Below are 21,496 nucleotides of genomic sequence, written 5' to 3'. Positions count from 1 at the left end.
CAACACTGATAGAGCCGACTCAACCGCGTCATAGGAAGCGCACAGCATCGGGAGTCATGGTTGATCTCGCCTGGAAGAAGGAGCACCCCATGAGCGACACCACGGACGACCGTCCCGAGGGTACCGAGCACCGCCCCACCACCGACGCGGCCGCGCAGGGCGCGGTCCCCACGTCGCACGAGACCCCTACCGACGCTGCGCCGGCAGCGCCCGCGACCGAATCCACGCCGGCGGTGCCGCCGGTGCCGACCCGGTCGCCCTCCGATGCTGCGGCCGCGTGGCCGCCCCCCGCGCAGGGCCCGACGCCCGCGACCCCGCAGCAGCCCGTCACCCCGCACTACGGCACGCCTCAGCACCCGACCCCGCACGCACACGGGTATGCCGCGGCGCCCACCGGTGCGACCGCCCCGACCGGGCAGGCGTTCGGCCCCGCCGCGGGCGGGACCTACGGCACCCACCCCACGCTGACTCTGCCCGAGTCCGAGGCCACGAAGCCCCGGAAGAAGGGCTCGGGAACGAAGATCGCCGCTCTCCTCGTCGCGGCCGCACTCGTCGGCGGCGGTGCGGGTCTCGGCGGCACCTACGCGGGTCTCGCGCTGTGGGGCGGATCCGACGGCGCTGCGGCTTCCGGTCCCACGGCCATCACCGTCAACGACCCCGGCGACGTCAATGCGACCGCGGCCGTCGCGTCGAAGGTGGTTCCGAGTGTCGTCACGATCAGCGCCAGCGCCGGCTCCTCCGGCGGGACCGGTTCGGGCGTCATCCTGAGCGACGACGGCTATGTGCTGACCAACACGCACGTCGTGACCCTCGACGGACAGACCGGCGACGCGTCGTTGTCGGTCACGACCTCCGATGGGCGAGTCTTCAAGGCGAAGGTCGTGGGGACCGATCCCACGTACGACCTCGCGGTGATCAAGCTCGAGAACGCGTCGAACCTCACCCCCATCGAGTGGGCCGATTCGTCGAAGCTCAACGTCGGGGACAACACGATCGCGATCGGCGCGCCGCTCGGTCTTCCGAACACCGTCACCACCGGCATCGTCAGTGCCCTCAACCGCTCGATCCAGGTCGCATCCTCGGCAGCGCCGAGCGACGGCTCCGACTCCGGTCAGGAAGGCCAGGGCGGTCAGCAGGGCGGCGAGAGCCCGTTCTTCTTCGACTTCGGTCAGGGTCAGCAGGGCAGCGGCCAGGCGACCCAGACGATCAAGATCGCCGTCATCCAGACGGATGCCGCCATCAACCCGGGCAACTCCGGCGGCGCACTCGTCGACGACGAGGGCAAGCTGATCGGAATCAACGTGGCGATCGCCAGCGCCCCCGGCGCTTCGTCGTCGGGCGGACAGTCCGGCAACATCGGCGTCGGCTTCTCCATCCCGTCCGACGTCGCCAAGCGCGTGTCGCAGGAGATCATCGACAACGGGTCCGCGACCCACGGGTTGCTGGGTGCGAGCGTCCAGGATGCCGCCTCGGTCCAGGGGGCGACCACGACCGGCGCCTACGTCGCCGACGTGACCGCGGGCGGCGCCGCCCAGGCCGGCGGTCTGCAGAAGGGCGACGTCATCACCGCGTTCGATGGCATCCCGGTCACCAATTCCGTGGACCTCACCGCCCAGGTGCGCGCGCTCGCCGCCGGCTCGCAGGCGAAGGTGACGTATCTCCGCGGCGGTAAGGAGAGCACCGTCGACGTGACGCTGGGAACCATGCAGCAGAACTGATATTCGACGAAGACGCCGCCCCGCGAGACATTCGCGGGGCGGCGTCTTTCCTTTCCGGCTCTCGCTCAGTCCGGGAGGGGTGCCAGGCGTCCGATGGCCGCGAGCGGGATGCGCACCCAGTCTGGGCGGTTCCGCGTCTCGTAAATGGCCTCGTAGACGGCCTTGTCGAGCTCGAAGGCGGACAGGAGCGCGTCGGATGCCCGGTTCTCGTCCCCGACCGTGTCGAGGTAGCCGCCGAGAAACGCTTGCTGAGCGTCGATGACCCACGCACGGACGGCAGCACCGTCGTCGTCGGCAACCGCGCCGGAGACGTAGTCGAAAGAGCGCAGCATGCCCGCGACGTCGCGCACGGCGAGGTCGGGAGCGCGCCGCTCGGCGATCGGACGGAGCGGCTCGCCCTCGAAGTCGAGCAGCACCCATCCGTTCGCGGCAGTGTGCAGGACCTGACCGAGGTGCAGGTCGCCGTGGACGCGCTGCAGCGGGGGCCACGGGGCCGCGAGCGCTTCCGCGTACACCTCGCCGATGCGCTCGACGTAGCGTCCCAGAGCAGGAACCTCGGCTACCGCGATGGCGAGGCGTCGCTCCCATGCCGCCGCGACGCGGGACCGGACCTCGGCGTCGGGGGCGACCGTGGGGAAGATGTCGGCGAGGGACACGTGCATGCGCGCGACGCTCTCGCCCAGCGCGCGAGCCGGTGCGGAGAAGTCGTCGCCAGCACTGGCGGCCTGAAGTGCCACGCGCCACGCGTCCTCCACCCCGTCGAAGAACTCCTGTGCGAAGGCCAGGGAGCCCGTGACGGATTCTCCGCTCGCCGTGGTCCACGCGCCCTGCACCTCACCGATCGCGGCGGGCACGAACGTGGCGCCGCCGGCCGCGAGGGCCGACTGGAGCTCGACATCGGGGTTGATGCCCACGTTGACCTGACGGAAGAGCTTGCAGATCACCGGGTGAGCGCCCACGGGTCGGAAGATGATCGAGGTGTTGGATTGCTCGCCGCTGAGCACGCGCGCCGGAACGTCCGACACCAGTTCTGAGGAAGGAGCGGTCAGGGGAACGCCGACGAACCCCCCTTCCCCCGAGGATGCCGTGCCACCCACCGACACCAGTCGGAACAAGAGGTCGGTGAAGGCGGGATCCGTGGCGGCATCCGACCACACCCGTCCATCGTCGCCCGGCCCGATGAGGCTCCCCGGCAGGACGACATCGGGGTCGCGTTGCGATACCGGCACCTGGTAAACCGCCGAGGGCGTCACGGCATCGTCCCGCACCAGCAGGACCCGCGTCGCCGGAGTCTCGAGCGGCCAGTCCGCGACGAGCGTCAGCCGAGGATCGCGGCCCTTCGTGCCGTACCAGCGCTGTCGCGGCATCCACGCGGCCAGGAGATCGAGGAGGTCGTCCATGCGGCGAGGCTAACGCGATCCGGTGAGGCCCGCCCAGGTCTTGCGCGCAGGACGAGACGATGACAATGGGTCAGGACGCGGCCGTGTCCTCGTCGTCCCGCTTGCGGCGCGGCAGAGCCTTGCGGGCGACGGAGCCCGTGCGCCGGCCCGCCGACCCCACGGCCCCCGCGATGGCACCACCGACGCGCTGCACACCGCCTGCTGCGCGGCGCTCCAGCTTCGCCGCACCGGGCCGTGGCTCGAGGTCCTGCGGCAGGATCTCCGGCGGGGAACCGAAGGCGCGCCGCGAGGTGACGAGCACCCGTCGTCCGAGGATGTTGTTGCCGGCCCCGCCCACGACGGCACCGACGCCGAAGGGCAGCGCCTTGCCGAGCCACGATGCTCCACCGCGCGCGGCGAACTGTCGCGCGAACGTCGTCTTGAGCCGGTCGACGAGCGGCCCCACGGCGGCACGCGGAAGCGTCTTGGTGACCAGATCGCCCCAATAGCTCGAGCGTGTCGTTCCACGGCCAGCCGCCTGCGCGGCCAGTTGCGACACGAGGTCGACGCCCTCCTTGCCGAGCATCAGGGTCAGCACGAGCGCTCGCGCGCGGTCGGGGTCTTCCACAGCGACGCCGTGCACCTCCGCGACGGACTGAGCGAAGAGCGCGGTGGCCTCGAGGAATCCGACCGTCTCGACACCGCTGAGGGCCAGCGTCACGCCCGTCCCGATACCCGGGACCACGGCTGTCGCGCCCACTGCTGCACCGCCTGTGGTCACCGCCGCCAGATACCGGCGCTCGAGGATGCGCAGGATCTCCGCCGGCGACGCGTCCGGGTGGCGGAGGCGAATGCTGCGCAGGTGCGCGAGCACGGCCGGGCGCTGAACCGTGAGGACGCGGTCGAGCATGCGGATCGTTCGGGGATGCTCTTCGGACCCGGCCGGCGGCAGCCCACCCTTCCAGGGCGAGTCGTCGGGCAGGGAGTGGATGCGATGCACCTTCTCGGCCATGGAACCATCCTGCCTCTCCCGATCGGCGGCGGTGGGGCCTTGACGACCGCCCTCGCAGAGACGATGAGGTTCGGGCGTACTCGCTGTTCGCGGGCCGATCACGACGCCGCGGGCCGGGGCCACCTCCGATTTCCCTCACAACGGACCGTGGGCCTCGGTGGTGTCCGAGGGGGTTGATAGCTTGTAGTGATGACAGCGTCGCTGCCGCAGCCCCCTGAGTCCGCCTCCGCTGGGTCGGAGGACGATGCGGCGAGCGTTGACGCCTCTCCCTCGCCCCCGCCGCGTCCGAGGGCGCCCCGTCGGCCTGCCGCCGGCTCGGCTTCCTCGTCGGCCGGATCGGAGGCCGCTGACGCCGACACGCCGGATGGGAAGAAATCCGCGACGCCGCGCGCCTCGTCTGCCCGTAACGCCGGAGCCGCTTCCGCCGCGCGCAGTCCCCGCACGCCCGCGGCGAAGAAGCCTGCAACGCCGCGGGCGGCATCCGCGAAGAAACCTGCCACGCCCCGGGCCACGTCCGCACGGAAGCCGGCGACCCCGCGCGTCGCGAGCGACGAGGAGGCGGAGACCCCGCGCGCCACTCCCGCTCGCAAGCCCGCGGCGCCTCGCGCGTCGAGGGCCAAGAAGCCGCCGACGGCCGCCGCCGCGAGCCCGTCGCGCGCGACGCCGTCGCCCGTCGTCGATCCCGGTCCTCCGCCGCCGCTGCCCGCCGACCTCATCGTGCCGCCGCGTCCGCCTCTGCCGGCGGACATCGAGCCCGCTGCTCCCGCGGTCGACGCCGGAGTCCCCGCGGTCGATCCGACTCCGGCCGACGTTGCGGTCGAGGAGCCGAGAACCGCGGAGCCCGAGTCCGCCTCCGTGGATGAGCCCGACGTCGATGCGCCGGTTGTCGCGGAATCGGCGGATGACGTCCTGGTCGCCGAAGAGCCGGTCCCCGACGCGCCGGTTTTCGAGCAGCCGGTCGTGGACGAGCCGGTTGCCGCGGAGACAGTCGCGGACGTGCCGGTTGCCATGGAGCCGGCTTCCGACGAGCCTGTCGCGGAAGAGCCGACCGCTGACGAGCCCGAAGCCGACGCGTCTGTTTCGGAGGCAGCGTCTGCCGAGGAGCCGACCGCTGACGATCCGAAGACAGGTGTCACGGTTTTCGACACCGCAGAGCCTCCCCGGGACGAGTCCGCCGAGAGCACCCCGGGGGCAGATCCTGTCGTCTTCGAGCCCGACGCGGAGCGGGCCATGCCTGGAGAATCTGCGGACGGCGACGACGGAAGCGTCGGAGAGGCAGCAGCGGAGCCCGCGGAACGCGAGACGGCCGACGCGCCGGTCGAGGCAACCGCTCCCGCCGAACTCACGGTCGACGAGGCGCTGGAGGATGCGATCGTCGACACGGGGGAGCCCGGAGCCGCCCCGAAGGCCACCGATTCGCATGAGGACGCCGCGCCGACGACGGCGTCGGACGTGCCCGCCCTGCGCTTGCGCAACATCACCAAGAACTTCGGCGAACTCCGCGCCGTCGACGGTGTCGACCTCACCGTCCCCGCAGGCTCTTTCTACGGGCTCGTCGGGCCGAACGGTGCCGGGAAGACCACGACGTTGTCGATCATCGCGGGGCTCCTGCGTTCCGACGGGGGCACGGTGGAGATCAACGGTCTCGACGCGTCCCGCAAGTCGCGTGCGGCCAAGAAGATGATCGGCGTGCTGCCGGATCGCCTCCGAACCTTCGATCGCCTGACGGGTCGGCAGCTGCTGTCGTACTACGGCGCGCTGCGCGGGCTCCCGTCACCGGTGGTCGAGAGCCGTGCCGCGGATCTCGCGCGCGCTTTCGATCTCGTCGACGCCCTTGGTCGTCCCGTGTCCGATTACTCGGCGGGGATGACGAAGAAGGTCATGCTGGCAGGCGCGATGATCCACTCACCGCGACTTCTTGTGCTCGACGAGCCGTTCGAGGCCGTCGATCCCGTCTCCAGCGCCGTGATCCTCGACATCCTGCGCGCCTACGTCGAACACGGTGGAACCGTCATCCTCTCCAGCCACGGGATGGAGCTCGTCGAGCGGGTCTGTTCGCGGGTCGCGGTGATCGTGTCGGGACAGGTCCTGGCCGAGGGGACCGTCGACGAAGTTCGAGGCGAGTCGACACTCGAACAGCGGTTCCTGGAACTCTCCGGGGGACTCGGCGACGTGGAGGGCCTGGAGTGGTTGCACACGTTCTCCGCCTGAGGCTCGCGATGATGATCGGCGCCCTCCGGGGTGACCGCGATCATGTCCTCCGTCGGTCCGTCGGCGTCTTCGTCCTCGTGTCGGTCACGGTGTTCGCCGCCGTGAACGTTCTCGCGCTGGCCGACTCCGGTCGACTGACGACGGCCGTGGTGACGGTGCTCGCGGGGTCCGCGGTGACGCTCGGCTTCGCCGTCGCGCCTCCTGTCACCGCATCGGTCGATCCGCTCGACCCCAGACGATTCGGGGTGGTCGGCCCCGAGCCCCGCCCTCTCGCGGCGGCGCTCCTGCTCGCTGGTTTCCTCAGCGTGCCCGTCTGCGTCGTTCTCGTGCTCTCGATCAGTCTGGCGGTCGTGTGGACGGCTCATGGTGCTGCCGTCGGCGCGAGCATCGTCTCCGTCGTGCTCGGACTCGCGACGTGTGTGCTGCTGGCCCGGGTGAGCATGGCGCTCGGCACGCTCGTGCGCCGCCCCCGGCAGTCGCGCGAACTCCTCGGCGTCTACCTCGTCGCGGTGCTCGTCGTCGTCGTTCCCGTGGGAATCTTCCTCGGATCGCTCGAGTGGCGTGGCGCCGTTCCCCCGCAGCTCGTCTCCGCCGCCGAGGTGCTGGCCTGGACGCCCGTCGGGGCGGCGTGGAGCATCGCCCTGGCACCGTCGGCCAGTGCCGCCACCGGCAGCATCGTCGTCGCGGTCGTGACCGTCCTGCTTCTCGCCGCGGCATGGTTCGCGCTCGTGCGGGTGCTCCTGACGACGACGCCTCGCCCGGTGACCGTTCGTGAACGCGCCGGCCTGGGATGGTTCGCGTTGCTTCCCGGTACCCCCGGCGGCGCCGTCGCCGCCCGCAGCCTGTCCTACTGGTTTCGCGATCGACGCTACGTGGTGAACGTCGTGGTCGTCCCGATCGCCGCGGTGGTCTCGACACTCCCTCTGATCGTCGCCGGCGTTCCGGTGGAGCTCGCCGTCCTGCTCCCCGCGCCGATCATGGCACTGTTCCTGGGGTGGTTGCCGCACAACGACCTCGCATACGACTCCACGGCTCTGTGGATGCATATCGCCAGCGGGGTGCGCGGGCTGCCCGACCGCCTGGGTCGTCTCGTCCCCGTGCTCCTCATCGCCCTGCCGCTTCTTGCCGTCACCGTTCCGCTCGCCATCGCCATCCACGGTCGCTGGGCCTTCGCTCCCGCGCTGGCGGGTGTCTGCGCCGCACTGCTTCTTTCCGGACTGGGGCTTTCGAGCGTCGCCTCCGTGATCGCCCCCTACGCGGTGTCCCGACCCGGCGACAGTCCATTCCAGCAACCTCAGCGCACCGGGTCCGGCGGTGTGGTGGCGCAGGGGCTTGTGATGGTCGGTGCGCTGCTGTGCGCGGCCCCGGCCTTCTGGTTCGCGTGGCAGGCGGTGGCCTCCGACACGGCTGACGCACTCCTCGCCCTGTGGACGGGCTTGGGGATCGGTGCGGCCGTCTTCGTGGCGGGTGTCGGTATCGGGGCCGTGCAGTTCGAGCGACGCGGAACCCGCCTGATGGAGTTCGCCGAGGCCACGTGACGCACCGGCGTCGGGTCCGGTGGTTTCGCCAATCTGTCCTCTTCCTGCGGTCCGCGGCTACACTGGCACATCATGAGCACGCCTCTCGACCGACCGGACAGCGGGGGTCTCGCGACCCTGGATCGCGAGCTCGAAGAGCTCATCCGCGAGGAGAACATCGAGCCCGGTGACCACGAGCGGTTCTCGCACTACGTCAAGAAAGACAAGATTCTCGAGTCCGCGTTGACCGGCAAGCCGGTGCGCGCGCTGTGCGGCAAGAAGTGGACTCCGGGGCGCGACCCCGAAAAGTTCCCCGTGTGCCCGCAGTGCAAAGAGATCTACGAATCCCTGAACGGCTGACCGCGGCCCACTTCAGCTGATCGTGATGCGCGTCGTCGACGACGTCGAGCCGTCATTGCCGTAGATCGTCAAGGTGAACGTGTATTCGCCGGGAGGCACGGGAAACTGTGTCTTGCCGGGATACCACCGCACGTCCTGTGCGTACCCGCCCAGCGTGATCATGAGCGAGCCGCTCAGCGAGCTCGGACCGAGCGGTCCCGATACCCGAACGATGTAGGGGACGACAACGATGCTCGGGTCGGGCGTCGGCCACCACACGAGGTTCTGGTCGTAGAAAGCGGTCACGTAGATCACGATGGGCCCGCGGTTCGAGTTCGTGGCGGGGTCGTATTGCGACTCGTTGATCACGGAGTAGTCGGGCCCGATCCGGACTTTCGATACCGGGACGGTTCGCCCGGACTGTGCCACGGCCGGCACGAAGGTCGAAGCGATCGCGGGTGCGGTCCAGGCCACGGTGCTGAGGATGGCGCGGCGAGACGCGGTGGCGCGCCGCTCCGGCTGGGCATCGTCGGTCATGGAACTCTCCGTTCGGTGCGCTTCTCGCTCCGCGGCCCGCGCAACGCGCACGACGGGGCGAGATTCCTACGTTAAGTACCGAGTAGGCGCGGCACCCTTGCTCGCGACCGACGCTCACCCGCCGATGCCCGTGGTCTCATCCGTCGGGTCTCGGACCGTCGGGGCCGAAGGCCCACCGTTGCCGCGTTCAGGCCTGCGCGTAGTCGGTCGGCAGCGCCGGTTCCGATCGGCTGAGTGCCAGGGCCCGAACGGGCAGTTCCTCACGCACGCGCGCGTGGTGGGCGCGCGCGGTCGACACGCCGTGCGGTCCGAGCGCAGCGGCATCCGGTTCGCCGTCCACCATCAGCGGAACCTGGAGCGCACGGGCGTCCGGGTGCTCCGCGGCGGTGGCGAGTTCCTCGAAACCGTCGCTGACGACGATGAGCTCGGATGTGGCGGTCCCGGCGTCGAGGGTACGGAAGGCCGCCTTCCGACCGCCGTGCGACGCTTTCTGGGCCGACGCCTTCGCCACGGGAACCCATGAGCCGTCGCTGTCGGCGCGGGCGACGAGCTTGAACACGAGCCCGGCCGTCGGGGCACCGGAGCCGGTGACGACCGATGTCCCCACGCCGTAGCTGTCGACGGGTGAGGCGGCCAACGCCGCGATGGCGTATTCGTCCAGATCGCTGGTCACGGTGATCCGCGTGCTCGTGGCCCCCAGTTCATCGAGGAGCGACCGGACCTCTCCCGCGACGATCGGGAGGTCGCCCGAGTCGATCCGAACTCCTCCGAGGTCGGTACCGGCCACCCGGATGGCGGTGCGAACGCCTTCGGCGATGTCGTAGGTGTCGATCAGGAGGGTCGTGTCCGTGCCGAGCGCCTCGATCTGCGACCGGAAGGCGTCTTCCTCGCTGTCGTGCAGCAGGGTCCACGCGTGCGCCGCGGTGCCCATCGTCGGCACGCCCCACCGGCGACCCGCCTCCAGATTGCTGGTCGCGGAGAACCCGGCGATGTATGCGGCCCGGGCTGCCGCCACCGCCGATTCCTCCCCGGCGCGACGCGACCCCATCTCCGCGAGCGGACGATCACCCGCGGCCACGCTCATGCGGGCGGCAGCCGTGGCGACCGCGGAATCGAAGTTCAGCACGCTCAGCGCCAGGGTCTCCAGCACGACGGCCTCGGCGAACGTGCCCTCGATCGTGAGGAGCGGCGAGCCGGGGAAGTAGATCTCACCTTCGCGGTAGCCGGTGATCGACCCCGTGAAGCGGTACCCCTCGAGGAAGTCGAGGGTGGTGGCATCCACGATCCGGTTGTCGCGGAGGAACCGCAGTTCGTCGTCGCCGAAGCGGAAGTCGCGGATGGCGTCGAGCAGGCGTCCCGTGCCCGCGACGACGCCGAACCGCCGCCCGCCGGAGAGGCGTCGGCCGAAGACTTCGAAGACGCAACGCCGGTGCGCGGTCCCGTCGCGGAGCCCCGCGTCGAGCATCGTGAGTTCGTAGCGATCGGTGTGCAGGGCCGTACTGCGGGTCATGGCGCCAGCCTATGCCGCGGCCGGTTGCGGCAGCGCCCCGAGGTACCGGGCGAAACTCCTGAGTTCTCGCCCCATCGGCGGGGCCGCAGGCGTCGAAGCCGGCTTCGCGTAGGCATTCTCAGGAGTTTGGCCCACGAACGGGGGGCGCACCGAGGCCGGGTGCCGCCCGATGGGTAGGCTGGATGCCTATGAACGACGCGCCGATCGGCATCTTCGACTCGGGGGTCGGTGGTCTCACCGTCGCCCGCGCGGTCTCGGCGCAGCTCCCGCGGGAGTCGATCCTGTACATCGGCGACACCGCTCGTTCCCCCTACGGACCGAAGCCGATCGCCGACGTCCGGCGGTACGCGCTCGAGGTGCTCGACACCCTCGTCGAGCAGGGTGTGAAGATGCTCGTGATCGCCTGCAACACGGCATCCGCAGCCATGCTCCGTGACGCGCGCGAGCGCTACGACGTCCCGGTGGTCGAGGTGATCGGACCCGCCGTCCGGACGGCGATGTCGACCACGCGCAACGGCCGTATCGGTGTGATCGGCACGGTCGGGACGATCGGATCGCGCGCGTACCAGGACATGCTCGAGGTCAACGAACGCCTCACGGTCTTCGCGGAGGCAGCGCCGCGGTTCGTCGAGTTCGTCGAGGCGGGGGTCACCGACTCGCCCGAGGTGCTCACCTTGGCCGAGCAGTACCTCGCGCCCCTGCGCCGGGCCGGGGTCGACACGCTCGTCCTCGGGTGCACGCACTACCCGTTCCTCGAAGGTGCCATCAGCTACGTGATGGGGCCCGAGGTGAGCCTGGTCTCCAGCGACAGCGAGACCGCGAAGGACGTGTATCGCCAGCTGGTCTCGGGTGATCTGCTCGCGGGTCCGGATGCCGTTCCCACCCACCGCTACGAGGCCACCGGCGCCTCTGCCGACGAGTTCGTCCGCCTGGCCCACCGTCTGATGGGTCGCGAGATCCGCGATGTTCAGCTGGTCCAGACCGGCGCCATCGACCTGCCGCGCTGACGCGTGGCATCCGTTCCCGTTCCCTGGAGGACCACATGACCCGTAAAGACGGCCGTACCGACGACCAGCTGCGCCCCGTGACGATCGAGCGGGGGTGGTCGGCGCACGCCGAGGGTTCGGCGCTCATCACGTTCGGCGGCACGAAGGTGCTGTGCACGGCGTCGTTCACGAACGGCGTGCCGCGGTGGCTCACCGGCAAGGGCAAGGGGTGGGTCACGGCCGAGTACGCGATGCTGCCGCGCGCCACGAACAGCCGCAACGACCGCGAGAGCATCAAGGGCAAGGTCGGCGGGCGCACCCACGAGATCTCGCGCCTGATCGGCCGCGCCCTCCGCGCCGTCGTCGACACCAAAGCGCTCGGCGAGAACACGATCGTGATCGACTGCGACGTCCTGCAGGCCGACGGCGGCACCCGCACCGCGGCGATCACGGGCGCGTACGTCGCCCTCGCGGATGCCATCGCCTGGGGCCGCGAGAAGAAGTTCATCGCGCAGCGCTCCGAGGTGCTCGTCGACTCGGTGTCGGCCGTGTCGGTCGGGATCATCGACGGGACGCCCATGCTGGATCTCGCGTACGTCGAAGATGTGCGGGCCGAGACCGACATGAACGTCGTCGTCACCGGCCGCGGGCTGTTCGTCGAGGTGCAGGGAACGGCCGAGGGCGCGCCGTTCGACAAGCGCGAACTCGACCAGCTGCTCGAGCTGGGCGTCAACGGATGCGCGCAGCTGCGCGACCTGCAGACCACGGCGCTGAACGGCTGACATGGCGCGCATCGTTCTCGCCACGCACAACCCGCACAAGGTCGAGGAGTTCCAGGCGATCGTCGCGGCCACCCGACCCGACCTCGAGGTCGTGGGCTACGACGGTCCCGAGCCCGTCGAGGACGGAGTGACCTTCGCCGCCAACGCGCTCATCAAGGCCCGCGCCGCCGCCGCGCACACCGGGCTTCCGGCCCTGGCGGACGACTCCGGCGTCGCCGTCGACGTGCTCGGCGGCTCGCCCGGAGTGTTCTCCGCCTACTGGGCCGGCCACAAGAAGGATGCGACGGCCAACCTGGAGCTGCTTCTCGATCAGCTCTCCGACGTGGCCGATCCGCACCGCACGGCGCAGTTCGTTTCCGTGATCGCGCTCGTCCGTCCGGATGGGACCGAGGACACCGTCGAGGGGCGGTGGCCGGGACGCCTCGCGACGGCGCCGGCTGGACCCGATGGTTTCGGATACGACCCGATCTTCGTGCCCGACGGTCAGCCCGCGGGGGCCGAGCGCACGGTCGGCGAGTGGTCGGCTGACGAGAAGAACGCGCATTCTCACCGGGCACGGGCATTCCGCAGCCTCGTGCCGCTCCTTCAGACGCTCTGACGCCGCCGAGAGCGAAAACCGCTCTCATTCCCGACTAGGCGAAAACGCCTCCGCCCGCCGGGACGCGGCTCTAGCCTGGATGCATGCACGATCACGCGCCCGCCGGTGGCATCCGCGATGCCGGGAACCGACGCTTGCTCGCGATCGCGCTGAGCCTCACCGCGACGGTGATGGTCGTGCAGGTCGTCGGGGCGATCCTCACCGGATCGCTCGCGCTCCTGGCCGACGCCGCGCACATGTTCACCGACGCCGCAGCCCTCGTCGTCGCTCTGATCGCAACGGCGATCGCCGCGCGGCCCGCGGATGATCGGCGAACGTTCGGGTACCAGCGTGCGGAGGTGCTCGGGGCGCTCGTGAACGGCATCGTGCTCATCGTGCTGAGCCTGTGGGTCGCGTTCGAGGCGGTGCAGCGGCTGCTCGCGCCGGGTGAGACCGAAGTGCAGGGTGGGCTCATGCTCGTCGTGGCGGTCGTGGGCCTGCTCGCGAACGCCGTCTCGATGTGGCTGCTCGGCCGGGCGCAGAAGCGCAGTATCAATGTCCGGGGCGCGTATCTCGAGGTTCTCGGCGACCTCATCGGCTCGGCCGCGGTCATCGTCGCGGCGATCGTGATCGTCACGACCGGCTTCGTGCAGGCGGATGCGATCGCCTCGCTGTTCATCGCGGTGATGATCGTGCCTCGAGCAATCGGTCTCCTGCGCGAGGTCATGGCCGTGCTCACCGAGTCCGCGCCGACGGGTGTGCAGGTGGCCGAGATCCGGCGTCACCTGCGGGAAGCCGACGGAGTCGTCGACGTCCACGATGTGCACGTGTGGCAGCTGACGCGGGGGGCGCCGGTCTTCAGCGCTCACGTCGTGGTCGAAGAGGCGGCCCTGACGGACGGTCGCGCCGCGCGCATCCTGGGGTCGCTGCAGCACTGTCTCGCCGACCACTTCGACGTTGAGCACTCCACGTTCCAGCTCGAACCCGCCGGTCACGTCGAGCACGACGCGCAGCACGCGTAGCGCTCAGTCCTCGCGCACGATCTCGGCCGGGCTCTTGTCGGGCCGCAGCCCGCGCCATCTCGCCTGACGCAGGATGCCGCCGGGGGTGAACTCCGCGAACTCCACCTCGCCCACCAGCTCGGGTCTGACCCAGAGGGCGTCGCGGGCGTCCGCGGCCGGCACCCCGACGAAGGGATCGGCATCCGTCCGGAGCGGCTCCAGCAGTCCCGAGAGACGCGCGAGCATCTGTTCGCCGAAGCCGGAACCGACGCGCCCGGCGTACTGCAGTCCGTCCGCGGTGGGGACGCCGACCAGCAGCGACCCGATCGTGCCCGAGCGGTTGCCCTTGCCGGGACGGATGCCGCCGACCACGACCTCCTGCGTGCGGGAGTGCTTGACCTTGAGCCACCGGTCGGACCGTTGACCGCGGCGATAGGGGGAGCCGGGGTCTTTGACGACGATGCCTTCGAGACCGAATCGTCCGCTGGCGGCCAGCGCGGCGTCGACGTCGTCGAACACCGGCGGGACGACGATGACGGCCGCCGCCGTCCGCGCGAGCTGCTCGAGAGAGGCGCGGCGTTCGGTGAGGGGCAGCGCGGTGAGATCGCGGCCGTCGGCCTCCAAGACGTCGAAAAGATAGAGCTGCACGGGGGTTCGGGCGGCCTCGCTCGCAATCTCCCGGGTCTGCACGAGGTTCATGCGCTTCTGCAGGAGCGGGAAGCTCGGGCGTCCCTGCGGGTCGAGCGCGACGATCTCGCCGTCGATCACCGTCGGGGCGGAGCCGAGACCCAGGTCGACCGAGGTCAGCTCGGGGTAGGCGGCGGTGAGGTCGTTGCCGTTGCGCGACCGCAGCCGCAGACGGCTCCCATCCCATACACCGATGCCTCGGATTCCGTCCCACTTCATCTCCACCCACGGCGCGCCCCAGCGATCGGCGGAGGCCCGCGCCAGCCCTGCCGTCGAGGAGGTGGCGAGCATGGGTCGCAGGTCTGCGGGCGTGGGAGGAGTGGTCTTGGCGGGGGCGGCGGGCGCGGCATCCGGAAGCGGCACGACGACGTCTCCGTCGCTCTGCGGGCGGCCGTCGGCATCCGTCTTCATGCGGTGCAGCAGCCACTGCGACTTCTCGCCCGACCCCTGGGTGCGGATGAGCGCGACGCGGACGCGGCCGAGCGGTCCGTCGGTGCGTCCGGTGAGGGTCGCGATGACCTCGTCGTCGCGCCACTTCTCGAGCTCGTACGTGCCCGTGTCCCAGACGGTCATGGTGCCGGCGCCGTACTGTCCACGAGGGATCTCTCCCGCGAAGTCGAGGTACTGCATCGGGTGGTCCTCGGTCATGACCGCGAGGCTCTTCTTGCCCGAGGTGGCCGGCACGCCCTTCGGCACGGCCCAGCTCACGAGAACGCCGTTACGTTCGAGCCGCAGATCCCAGTGCAGACGCGAGGCGTGGTGCTCCTGGATGACGAACCGGGGGAGCCCGTCGCCCGCGGACTCCGCGTGCGGGGCGTCGGGCACCGGTTCGGGTGTGCGCCCGGCGGTGCGCTTGGCGATGTAGGCGCGGAGCGGTCCGTCGACGGAGTCGATCGCGGCAAGCGGGTCGCCCGAGCGGTCGAGCACTTCGTGGAACAGCAGGTGCCGGAGGCCCGGGTCGTCGAGCTCCGCCCATGTCCGCGGCGCGGCGACCGTGGGTTCGGCGCGGCCGCGCAACGAGTACGGCGCGATCGTCGTCTTCGAGCCGTTGTTCTGACTCCAGTCGATGAACACCTTGCCCGGGCGCGCGGCCTTCGACATCTGGCTCACCACGAGGTCGGGATGATCCGCTTCGATCGCGCGCGCCAGCTCTTTCGCGACCGCGCTCACGGCATCGCTGGATTGACGGCCCTCGAGGTGCGCGTACAGGTGGATGCCCTTGCTGCCACTGGTGACCGGCAGCGGGTCGAGGCCGATGTCGAGCAGGATGGCGCGCGCCCACCGTGCGACCTCGGCGCACTCGGCCAGACCCACGCCGGGACCGGGATCGAGGTCGAGCACCAGACGGTCGGGGTCCAGCCGGGTTCCGTCCGCGTCGAAGCGCCACTGCGGCACGTGGAGCTCCAGGCTCGCGACCTGCGCGAGGTAGACCAAGGTCGGCACGTCCTCGACCAGGGGGTAGTCCTTCGCCCCCGAGGAATGATCGATCGGATGCCGAGGCACCCACGCCGGCGCGCCGGGTTCCAGCGCCTTCGCGAAGAACGGCTCGCCGGGGTCCGCCGCCGTCCCCACACCGTCGGGCCACCGCTTGCGAGTCACCGGCCGGCCGTGGACGTGGGGGAGCAGCCGGGGAGCGATGCGGCTGTAGTAGTCGATGACCTCGCCCTTGGTGGTCCCCGTCTCCGGGTACAGCACCTTGTCGAGGTTCGACAGGCGCAGACGGCGACCGTCGATCCGCACCGTCTGCTCCGCCATCGCCCCAGCGTAGAGCGGCGGAGGGGGCCGATGCCGCCGGGTTGCACCCAGCGCCCGGGCGAACTTCCTGACTTTCGCGGCTGTGAGGTGCAGTACGCCGTCCAGTGGAGCGCGGTGCCCCCGTTTCTCAGGAGTTTGGTCCGCGGCGCCGAGATGGGAAGAGAGGGGAGGACCCACGAAGGGGCCGCGCAAGGGTCTCGGCATCCGGGGTGCCGGGGGTGTTCACTGGACTCATGCGATCGATCTGGAAAGGCGCGCTGACCTTCGGCCTGGTCAACGTGCCCGTCAAGGTGTACTCGGCCACCGAGGATCACGACGTGCCGCTGCACCAGGTGCACAACAAGGATGGTGGGCGCATCCGGTACCAACGCATCTGCGAGGTCGACGGCGAAGTCGTGCCCTACCAGGACATCGACCGGGCGTACGACGACGGCGAACAGACCGTCGTGCTGACCAAGGACGACCTCGCGTCGCTCCCGAGCGAGCGCAGCCGCGAGATCGAGGTGGTCGAGTTCGTGCCGAGCGACCAGGTCGATCTGCTCACGCTCGACAAGGCCTACTACCTCGAGCCGGATTCCTCCTCGCCGAAGGCCTACGTGCTGCTGCGGAAGACGCTTGAGCAGACCGACCGCACCGCGATCGTGAGGTTCTCCCTGCGCCAGAAGACGCGCCTTGCGGCCTTGCGCACCCGCGGCGACGTGCTCGTGCTGCAGACCTTGCTCTGGGCCGACGAGGTGCGCGCCGCGGAGTTCCCGGCTCTCGACGAGGACGTGCGCATCTCGGCGAAGGAGCTCGAGATGTCGGCATCCCTTGTGGAGAGCTTCTCGAAGGACTTCGATGCGGAGGAGTTCGGCGACGAGTATCAGCGCGAACTGCGCACCCTCATCGACGCGAAGCTCGAACAGGGCGACGCGATCGATACCGCTGCGACCTTCGGGGAACAGGATGCCGAAGACGACGGCGGCGAGGTCATCGACCTGATGGAGGCGCTGCGGGCCAGCGTGGAGCGCAGCCGCGCGGCTCGATCCGGGAAGACCGACGAGCCCGCCAAGAAGAAGGCGGAGCCGAAGAAGAAGGCGTCGAAAGCGTCTTAGCCGCGCTCACCGCGCGGGGTGGTCGCCGTCTTCGAGCGTCTTCGGGTCGAGCACGAGGGCTTCGGACTCGGCCTCCGACACCGTGCCGTGCCCGGCCGCTGCGTCACGCTTGGCTGCGGCACGCTCGCGGAAGTAGTGGATGGCGATGAAGATCGCGGTGCCCGCGACGGCGGCGAGCAGGATGACGTCGATGTATTCGGTGACGATGTCGCGCACGAACGGGATGTAGCCGACCGCGTAGCCCAGCATCGTCAGACCGATGCCCCACAGGATCGCTCCGATGAGGTTGTAGAGCGTGTACTTGCGCCACGGCATGTGGCCGACACCGGCCGCGATGGGGGCGAACGTGCGGACGACGGGCACGAAGCGGGCGAGGATGACGGTGATCCCGCCGAACCGCTCGAAGAAGGCGTTGGTGCGCTCGACGTTCTTGCGGCTGAAGATCCCGGACTCTTTGCGTTCGAAGATCGACGGCCCGGCTTTGTGGCCGATGAAGTACCCGACCTCGCCACCGATGAAGGCCGCGACACCGATGGCGAGTGCGACCCACCAGGCGTTGATGCCGAAGACGCCGTTGGGCGCCGCGGGAGTCGAATGCGACAGCAGCCCGGCCATGATGAGTAGCGTGTCGCCGGGCAGAAGGAAGCCGATCAGCAGACCCGTCTCGGCGAAGATGATGAAGCACACCACCAAGAGCGCCCAGGGCTGGGAGTTGGTGATGATGGCGGCCGGGTCCAGCCAGGGGAGCAGGCCTGCGGAGTGGATCACATCGGTCCCGTCGGGTCAGGAGAAACGGTGTCGTGGAAGGGATATCCGTGCGGAAGGGGGGACTTGAACCCCCACGCCCGAAGGCACAGGAACCTAAATCCTGCGTGTCTGCCGGTTTCACCACTCCCGCGAGTGCCCTCATTCTAGGGCCGGGCGTGCGCCGCTCCATGTGAAGAGGCCGTCAAGAGCTGACGACGGTCCCGCCGAGAACGGTCGCCGCGGTGCGGGTCTCGTGGATGGCATCCTCGGGGCCCGTGAAGGGGTCGCGGTTCGCGATCGCGAGGTCGGCGCGCTCCCCGACGCGGAGCACACCGCTTCCCACGCCGAGGAGCACGGCCGAGCCGCGGGTGTAGGCGTCAATCGCGACCGCGAGGGGGAGCGACTCCCCGGGGCCGAGGGATTCGGCATCCGCCTCTCCCGGTGGGCGGCGGGTGACCGCGACATGGATGCCCTGCCACGGGTCGAACGTGGAAACCGGCCAGTCCGAGCCCATCGCCAGGTCCGCTCCGCTGCGGGAGAGCGAGCCGAAGACGTAGAGCTCGTCGCCGCGGTCGGGACCGATGAGCGGGAGCGTGCTCTGCCGGGCGAGGGCGGTCGCGCACGCCCAGAACGGTTGCGCGTTCGCCGTGACGCCGAGGGCGGCGAAGCGGGGTACGTCGTCGGCGTGGATGAGCTGAATGTGCGCGATGTGGTTGCGCACCGCGCGGCGGTCGGCGGTGGGCACGGCGGCGAAGGCATCGAGGGCGTCGCGCACGGCCGCGTCGCCGATCGCGTGCACGTGCACGGCGATGCCGGCCGCGTTGAGCGCCGCGACCAGGCGTGTCGTGAGTGCCGGGGAGAAGTACCCACGACCGCGGTCCTCGAACCCGCAATAGGGCTCGAGGAGGTGCGCGGTGCGCGTCTCCACGATGCCGTCGAGCATGAGCTTCGCGGTCGCGCTGGGCAGCCCGGCGGCGGTCAATCGCGCAGCACGCTCGACGGTGGCGGCGACGAACGCCTCGATGCCCTCCTCGGTGAGATCGCGCGGCACCCACTGCGCACCGGTCGCCCGACCTTCTAGGCCGCCGGTCGTCAGCAGCCGCAGGTACGCGTCGGTGAAGTCGGGGAACCCGCCGTATGCGCCGAGCGCCGCTTCCTGCCATCCCGTGATCCCCGCGGCGAGCAGGTCGCGCGACAGACGCAGGATGCCACGGGCGACATCCTCCGTCCGGGGCTGAGGGAGCAGCCGGGCGACGAGCTGCGCTGCTCCGTCCCGAAGAGTGCCGCTCGGACGACCCGCGACGTCGCGTTCGATGCGGCCGTCCTCCGGGTCGGGCGTGCGCACGTCGAGACCCGCCCGTTCCAGCGCCGCGGTGTTCGCCCACGCCGCATGATGATCGGCGTCCAGGAGGAGCGCCGGTCGGTCGCCGACGAGCGCGTCGAGGTGGTCGGCGCGGGGGCCAGCGGCAGGGAAGAGGGTCGGGTCCCAGCCGCCGCCGACGACCCAGGCGTCCCCATGCTCCGCCGCGAAGGCGCGGATACGGGTGTCGATCTCGTCGATCGACGCGGCCCCGGCGAGATCGCAGCGCAGCGCATCGACCGCGCCGACGCCCAGGTGGACGTGCGCGTCGACGAACCCCGGCGTGACGAGCCCGCCGCCGGCGTCGAGTTCCTCCGCGCCGGGCCCGACCTCCGCGCGGACGTCAGCGATCTCCCCGATGGCGGCGATGACGCCGTCGCGGATGCCGATGGCCGTGCGACCCGGTATCCGTGCGTCGGGGATGAACGGGACGCCGTTGGCGATCACGAGAGAGCCCATGACCACAGTCTGCCGACCCTCGACGTGACACGCCGGGGGAATGCCAGACGCTCTGCGTGCTTTGGACCTCGGTATGAAGGCGATCGTCTACAGCACCCCCGGTGAGTCCTCCGTCCTATCGCTCGTCGAGCGCGAGATCCCCGAACCCGGCCACGGCGAGGTGCGCGTGCGCGTCGCGGTGTCGGGCGTGAACCCCACGGACTGGAAGGCCCGCGCCTCGGTCGGCCGCCCGCTCGTCGCCGACGAGGTCACCCCGAATCAGGACGGCGCCGGGACGGTGGATGCCATCGGCGACGGCGTCGACGGTCTCGCCGTGGGCGACCGCGTGTGGGTCTACCTCGCGGCGCACCAGCGCGCATTCGGCACTGCGGCCGAGTACGCGGTGATTCCGGCCTCGCGCGCCGTGCCCCTCGCCGACGGGGCGTCGTTCGAGCTGGGAGCCAGTCTCGGCGTTCCCGCGATGACCGCGCACCGCGCGCTGACGGTGCACGAGTTCGGTCCCGCTCGGCTCTCGCCCGGTGCGCTGGCAGGGCGTGCGGTCCTCGTGCAGGGTGGCGCCGGTGCCGTGGGTCACGCCGCCATTCAGCTCGCCGTGTGGGCGGGAGCCACGGTGATCGCCACCGTGAGCAGCGCCGAGAAGGAGAGGCTGGCACGCGCCGCGGGAGCACCGCACGTGCTGCGCTACACCGAGCCCGGCCTCGCCGATCGCATCCGCGAGATCGCGCCCGACGGGATCGATCACGTCGTCGAGGTCGCGATCGCGGAGAACGCCGGCCTCGACGTCGAGGTCATCGCCAATCACGGTTCGGTCGGGTACTACGCCGACAACGGCGGTGACGCGTTCACCGCCGCAGTGCGGGAGAGCTTCGCCAAGAACGTGCGGTGGCAGGGGCTGCTGCTGTACACGGTCGGTGATGAGGCGCTCGTCGCCGCGGCCGAGGACGTGTCGGCCGCGGTGGCAGATGGCGCGCTCCCGGTGGGGGAGGAGGCGGGTCTCCCGCTCACGTGGTTCGCCCTGGACGAGACCGCCGCCGCCCACGACGCGGTCGAGAATGGCACGACGGGAAAGGTGCTCATCCGGGTGTGACCCGGACACGGACCGGGAATCACACCGATTCGGCGGAACGTCGCGTCGCCAGGAAGGCGCTCACGAGGGCCAGCGTGGCAGCCGCGATTGCGAGGGCGAGGGGACTGCCCCACCCGTGCGCGAGGGCCCCCACGACGGCGCCGCAGACGAGGGATGACCACAGGAGCAGCGGACGTTGCCACGCGTGGCGCGATCCGCCGGTCACGGCCGACGCGATGGCCAGTCCGAGGCTCACGAGCGTGCCCGTGGAGTAGGTGATGGCCACGCGCGCGCGGCCGTCGGCGAGGAACAGCGTGTTGAGAGCCCCCATCGCGGCCGCGAGCAGTGCGACGCGCCACAGGGTGGAGTCGCCGCCGAGAGCGAGCGCGGCCGTGGCGGCGACGGCCGCGGTCGAGCCCCCGACGATCCACCCGCGAGGTCGGGCTCGCAGGGCGGTGATCACCCCGCCGGCTGCGACACCGGCGACGAAGGCGGCGATGATGCCCGCGGAGGCCAACGTCACCGAGGCGCCCGGACCGAGCACGTCGACGGCTGCCTGCGTGGAGTTGCCGCTCATGAACGAGACGAACAGTCCGCCGGTGTCGAGGAAGCCGATGGCATCCACGTAGCCGGCGACACCGGCGAGGACGGCCGAGATCGTCAGCGCACCGCGATCGACATCCTTCACGTGACCCTCTCCTCGACGACTGTTCGGGTGTGGGTTCATCGTCCGGTGTGGGCGACCCGGTCGGCAAATCG

At 70.5% G+C, this 21,496-nt stretch carries 18 protein-coding genes and 1 tRNA gene; 10 read left to right on the top strand and 9 right to left on the bottom strand.

Annotated features, from left to right (window positions below):
* The first annotated feature begins 89 nt into the window (after nucleotides 1–89).
* A complete protein-coding gene (locus ABC271_RS10380; protein ID WP_412924793.1) occupies nucleotides 90–1,718 on the top strand; it encodes a S1C family serine protease in 1,629 nt (542 codons plus the stop codon).
* A gap of 65 nt (nucleotides 1,719–1,783) precedes the next feature.
* On the opposite strand, the gene ABC271_RS10375 is transcribed toward ABC271_RS10380, so the two are convergent.
* Together ABC271_RS10375 and ABC271_RS10370 are read right to left on the bottom strand one after the other, a co-directional pair.
* Entirely contained in the window at nucleotides 1,784–3,118 is a 1,335-nt protein-coding gene (locus tag ABC271_RS10375; protein WP_412924792.1) for a maltokinase N-terminal cap-like domain-containing protein, read from the bottom strand.
* A 70-nt stretch (nucleotides 3,119–3,188) separates the two neighbouring features.
* Nucleotides 3,189–4,109 carry a hypothetical protein gene (locus tag ABC271_RS10370; protein WP_412924791.1) on the bottom strand — a complete coding sequence of 307 codons (921 nt, stop codon included), beginning with the start codon at nucleotides 4,107–4,109 and terminating at the stop codon, nucleotides 3,189–3,191.
* Between the two features lie 189 nt (nucleotides 4,110–4,298).
* Here ABC271_RS10370 and ABC271_RS10365 point away from each other — a divergent pair, with 189 nt between their 5' ends.
* From ABC271_RS10365 to ABC271_RS10355, 3 genes are all read left to right on the top strand, one after another.
* Nucleotides 4,299–6,320, top strand: coding sequence for an ATP-binding cassette domain-containing protein (locus tag ABC271_RS10365; protein WP_412924790.1), 2,022 nt, complete (start codon nucleotides 4,299–4,301; stop codon nucleotides 6,318–6,320).
* Nucleotides 6,321–6,331: 11 nt separating this feature from the next.
* The gene (locus ABC271_RS10360) at nucleotides 6,332–7,858 is read left to right on the top strand and encodes a hypothetical protein (RefSeq protein ID WP_412924789.1); all 1,527 of its coding nucleotides are present in this window, start codon (nucleotides 6,332–6,334) and stop codon (nucleotides 7,856–7,858) included.
* A 72-nt stretch (nucleotides 7,859–7,930) separates the two neighbouring features.
* Nucleotides 7,931–8,197 (top strand): DUF3039 domain-containing protein, encoded by a 267-nt coding sequence (locus ABC271_RS10355; RefSeq protein WP_077051737.1) that lies wholly within the window; start codon nucleotides 7,931–7,933, stop codon nucleotides 8,195–8,197.
* Nucleotides 8,198–8,209: 12 nt separating this feature from the next.
* On the opposite strand, the gene ABC271_RS10350 is transcribed toward ABC271_RS10355, so the two are convergent.
* Both ABC271_RS10350 and ABC271_RS10345 read right to left on the bottom strand, forming a co-directional pair.
* Complete coding sequence (locus ABC271_RS10350) at nucleotides 8,210–8,713, bottom strand: hypothetical protein (protein WP_412924788.1); 504 nt, start codon at nucleotides 8,711–8,713, stop codon at nucleotides 8,210–8,212.
* Between the two features lie 187 nt (nucleotides 8,714–8,900).
* Nucleotides 8,901–10,223 (bottom strand): nicotinate phosphoribosyltransferase, encoded by a 1,323-nt coding sequence (locus tag ABC271_RS10345; protein WP_412924787.1) that lies wholly within the window; start codon nucleotides 10,221–10,223, stop codon nucleotides 8,901–8,903.
* 188 nt (nucleotides 10,224–10,411) lie between these two features.
* Between ABC271_RS10345 and murI the strand changes: the two genes are divergently transcribed.
* The 4 genes from murI (at nucleotide 10,412) to ABC271_RS10325 (ending at nucleotide 13,590) form a co-directional block, all read left to right on the top strand.
* Nucleotides 10,412–11,230: a glutamate racemase gene (gene murI, locus ABC271_RS10340; RefSeq protein ID WP_412924786.1), complete on the top strand. Its 819-nt coding sequence runs from the start codon at nucleotides 10,412–10,414 to the stop codon at nucleotides 11,228–11,230.
* Between the two features lie 35 nt (nucleotides 11,231–11,265).
* Nucleotides 11,266–11,991 carry a ribonuclease PH gene (rph, locus tag ABC271_RS10335; protein WP_412924785.1) on the top strand — a complete coding sequence of 242 codons (726 nt, stop codon included), beginning with the start codon at nucleotides 11,266–11,268 and terminating at the stop codon, nucleotides 11,989–11,991.
* Nucleotide 11,992: 1 nt separating this feature from the next.
* On the top strand, nucleotides 11,993–12,589 hold the full coding sequence (gene rdgB, locus ABC271_RS10330) for an RdgB/HAM1 family non-canonical purine NTP pyrophosphatase (protein WP_412924784.1): 597 nt from the start codon (nucleotides 11,993–11,995) through the stop codon (nucleotides 12,587–12,589).
* Nucleotides 12,590–12,672: 83 nt separating this feature from the next.
* Nucleotides 12,673–13,590: a cation diffusion facilitator family transporter gene (locus tag ABC271_RS10325; protein ID WP_412924783.1), complete on the top strand. Its 918-nt coding sequence runs from the start codon at nucleotides 12,673–12,675 to the stop codon at nucleotides 13,588–13,590.
* Between the two features lie 3 nt (nucleotides 13,591–13,593).
* Here ABC271_RS10325 and ABC271_RS10320 read toward each other — a convergent pair whose 3' ends face one another.
* Nucleotides 13,594–16,011 carry an ATP-dependent DNA ligase gene (locus ABC271_RS10320; protein ID WP_412924782.1) on the bottom strand — a complete coding sequence of 806 codons (2,418 nt, stop codon included), beginning with the start codon at nucleotides 16,009–16,011 and terminating at the stop codon, nucleotides 13,594–13,596.
* Between the two features lie 233 nt (nucleotides 16,012–16,244).
* On the opposite strand from ABC271_RS10320, the gene ku reads away from it, so the two are divergent.
* Complete coding sequence (gene ku, locus ABC271_RS10315) at nucleotides 16,245–17,105, top strand: non-homologous end joining protein Ku (protein ID WP_412924781.1); 861 nt, start codon at nucleotides 16,245–16,247, stop codon at nucleotides 17,103–17,105.
* 6 nt (nucleotides 17,106–17,111) lie between these two features.
* On the opposite strand, the gene ABC271_RS10310 is transcribed toward ku, so the two are convergent.
* The 3 genes from ABC271_RS10310 to ABC271_RS10300 all read right to left on the bottom strand — a co-directional run bounded on the left by ABC271_RS10310 (nucleotide 17,112) and on the right by ABC271_RS10300 (nucleotide 19,671).
* Nucleotides 17,112–17,873 (bottom strand): DedA family protein, encoded by a 762-nt coding sequence (locus ABC271_RS10310; RefSeq protein WP_412924780.1) that lies wholly within the window; start codon nucleotides 17,871–17,873, stop codon nucleotides 17,112–17,114.
* A 48-nt stretch (nucleotides 17,874–17,921) separates the two neighbouring features.
* Nucleotides 17,922–18,003: transfer RNA gene (locus tag ABC271_RS10305), tRNA-Leu, on the bottom strand.
* Nucleotides 18,004–18,054: 51 nt separating this feature from the next.
* On the bottom strand, nucleotides 18,055–19,671 hold the full coding sequence (locus ABC271_RS10300) for an amidohydrolase (RefSeq protein ID WP_412924779.1): 1,617 nt from the start codon (nucleotides 19,669–19,671) through the stop codon (nucleotides 18,055–18,057).
* Nucleotides 19,672–19,744: 73 nt separating this feature from the next.
* Here ABC271_RS10300 and ABC271_RS10295 point away from each other — a divergent pair, with 73 nt between their 5' ends.
* Nucleotides 19,745–20,758 carry an NADPH:quinone reductase gene (locus ABC271_RS10295; protein WP_412926133.1) on the top strand — a complete coding sequence of 338 codons (1,014 nt, stop codon included), beginning with the start codon at nucleotides 19,745–19,747 and terminating at the stop codon, nucleotides 20,756–20,758.
* 19 nt (nucleotides 20,759–20,777) lie between these two features.
* Here the strand turns inward: ABC271_RS10295 and ABC271_RS10290 are convergent, their stop codons facing one another.
* Complete coding sequence (locus tag ABC271_RS10290; protein ID WP_412924778.1) at nucleotides 20,778–21,425, bottom strand: DUF1275 family protein; 648 nt, start codon at nucleotides 21,423–21,425, stop codon at nucleotides 20,778–20,780.
* Nucleotides 21,426–21,496 lie beyond the last annotated feature (71 nt).

This window comes from Microbacterium canaveralium (assembly GCF_047238045.1).
Lineage (GTDB): Bacteria > Actinomycetota > Actinomycetes > Actinomycetales > Microbacteriaceae > Microbacterium.
This window is presented reverse-complemented; position numbering and strand designations above follow the sequence as displayed.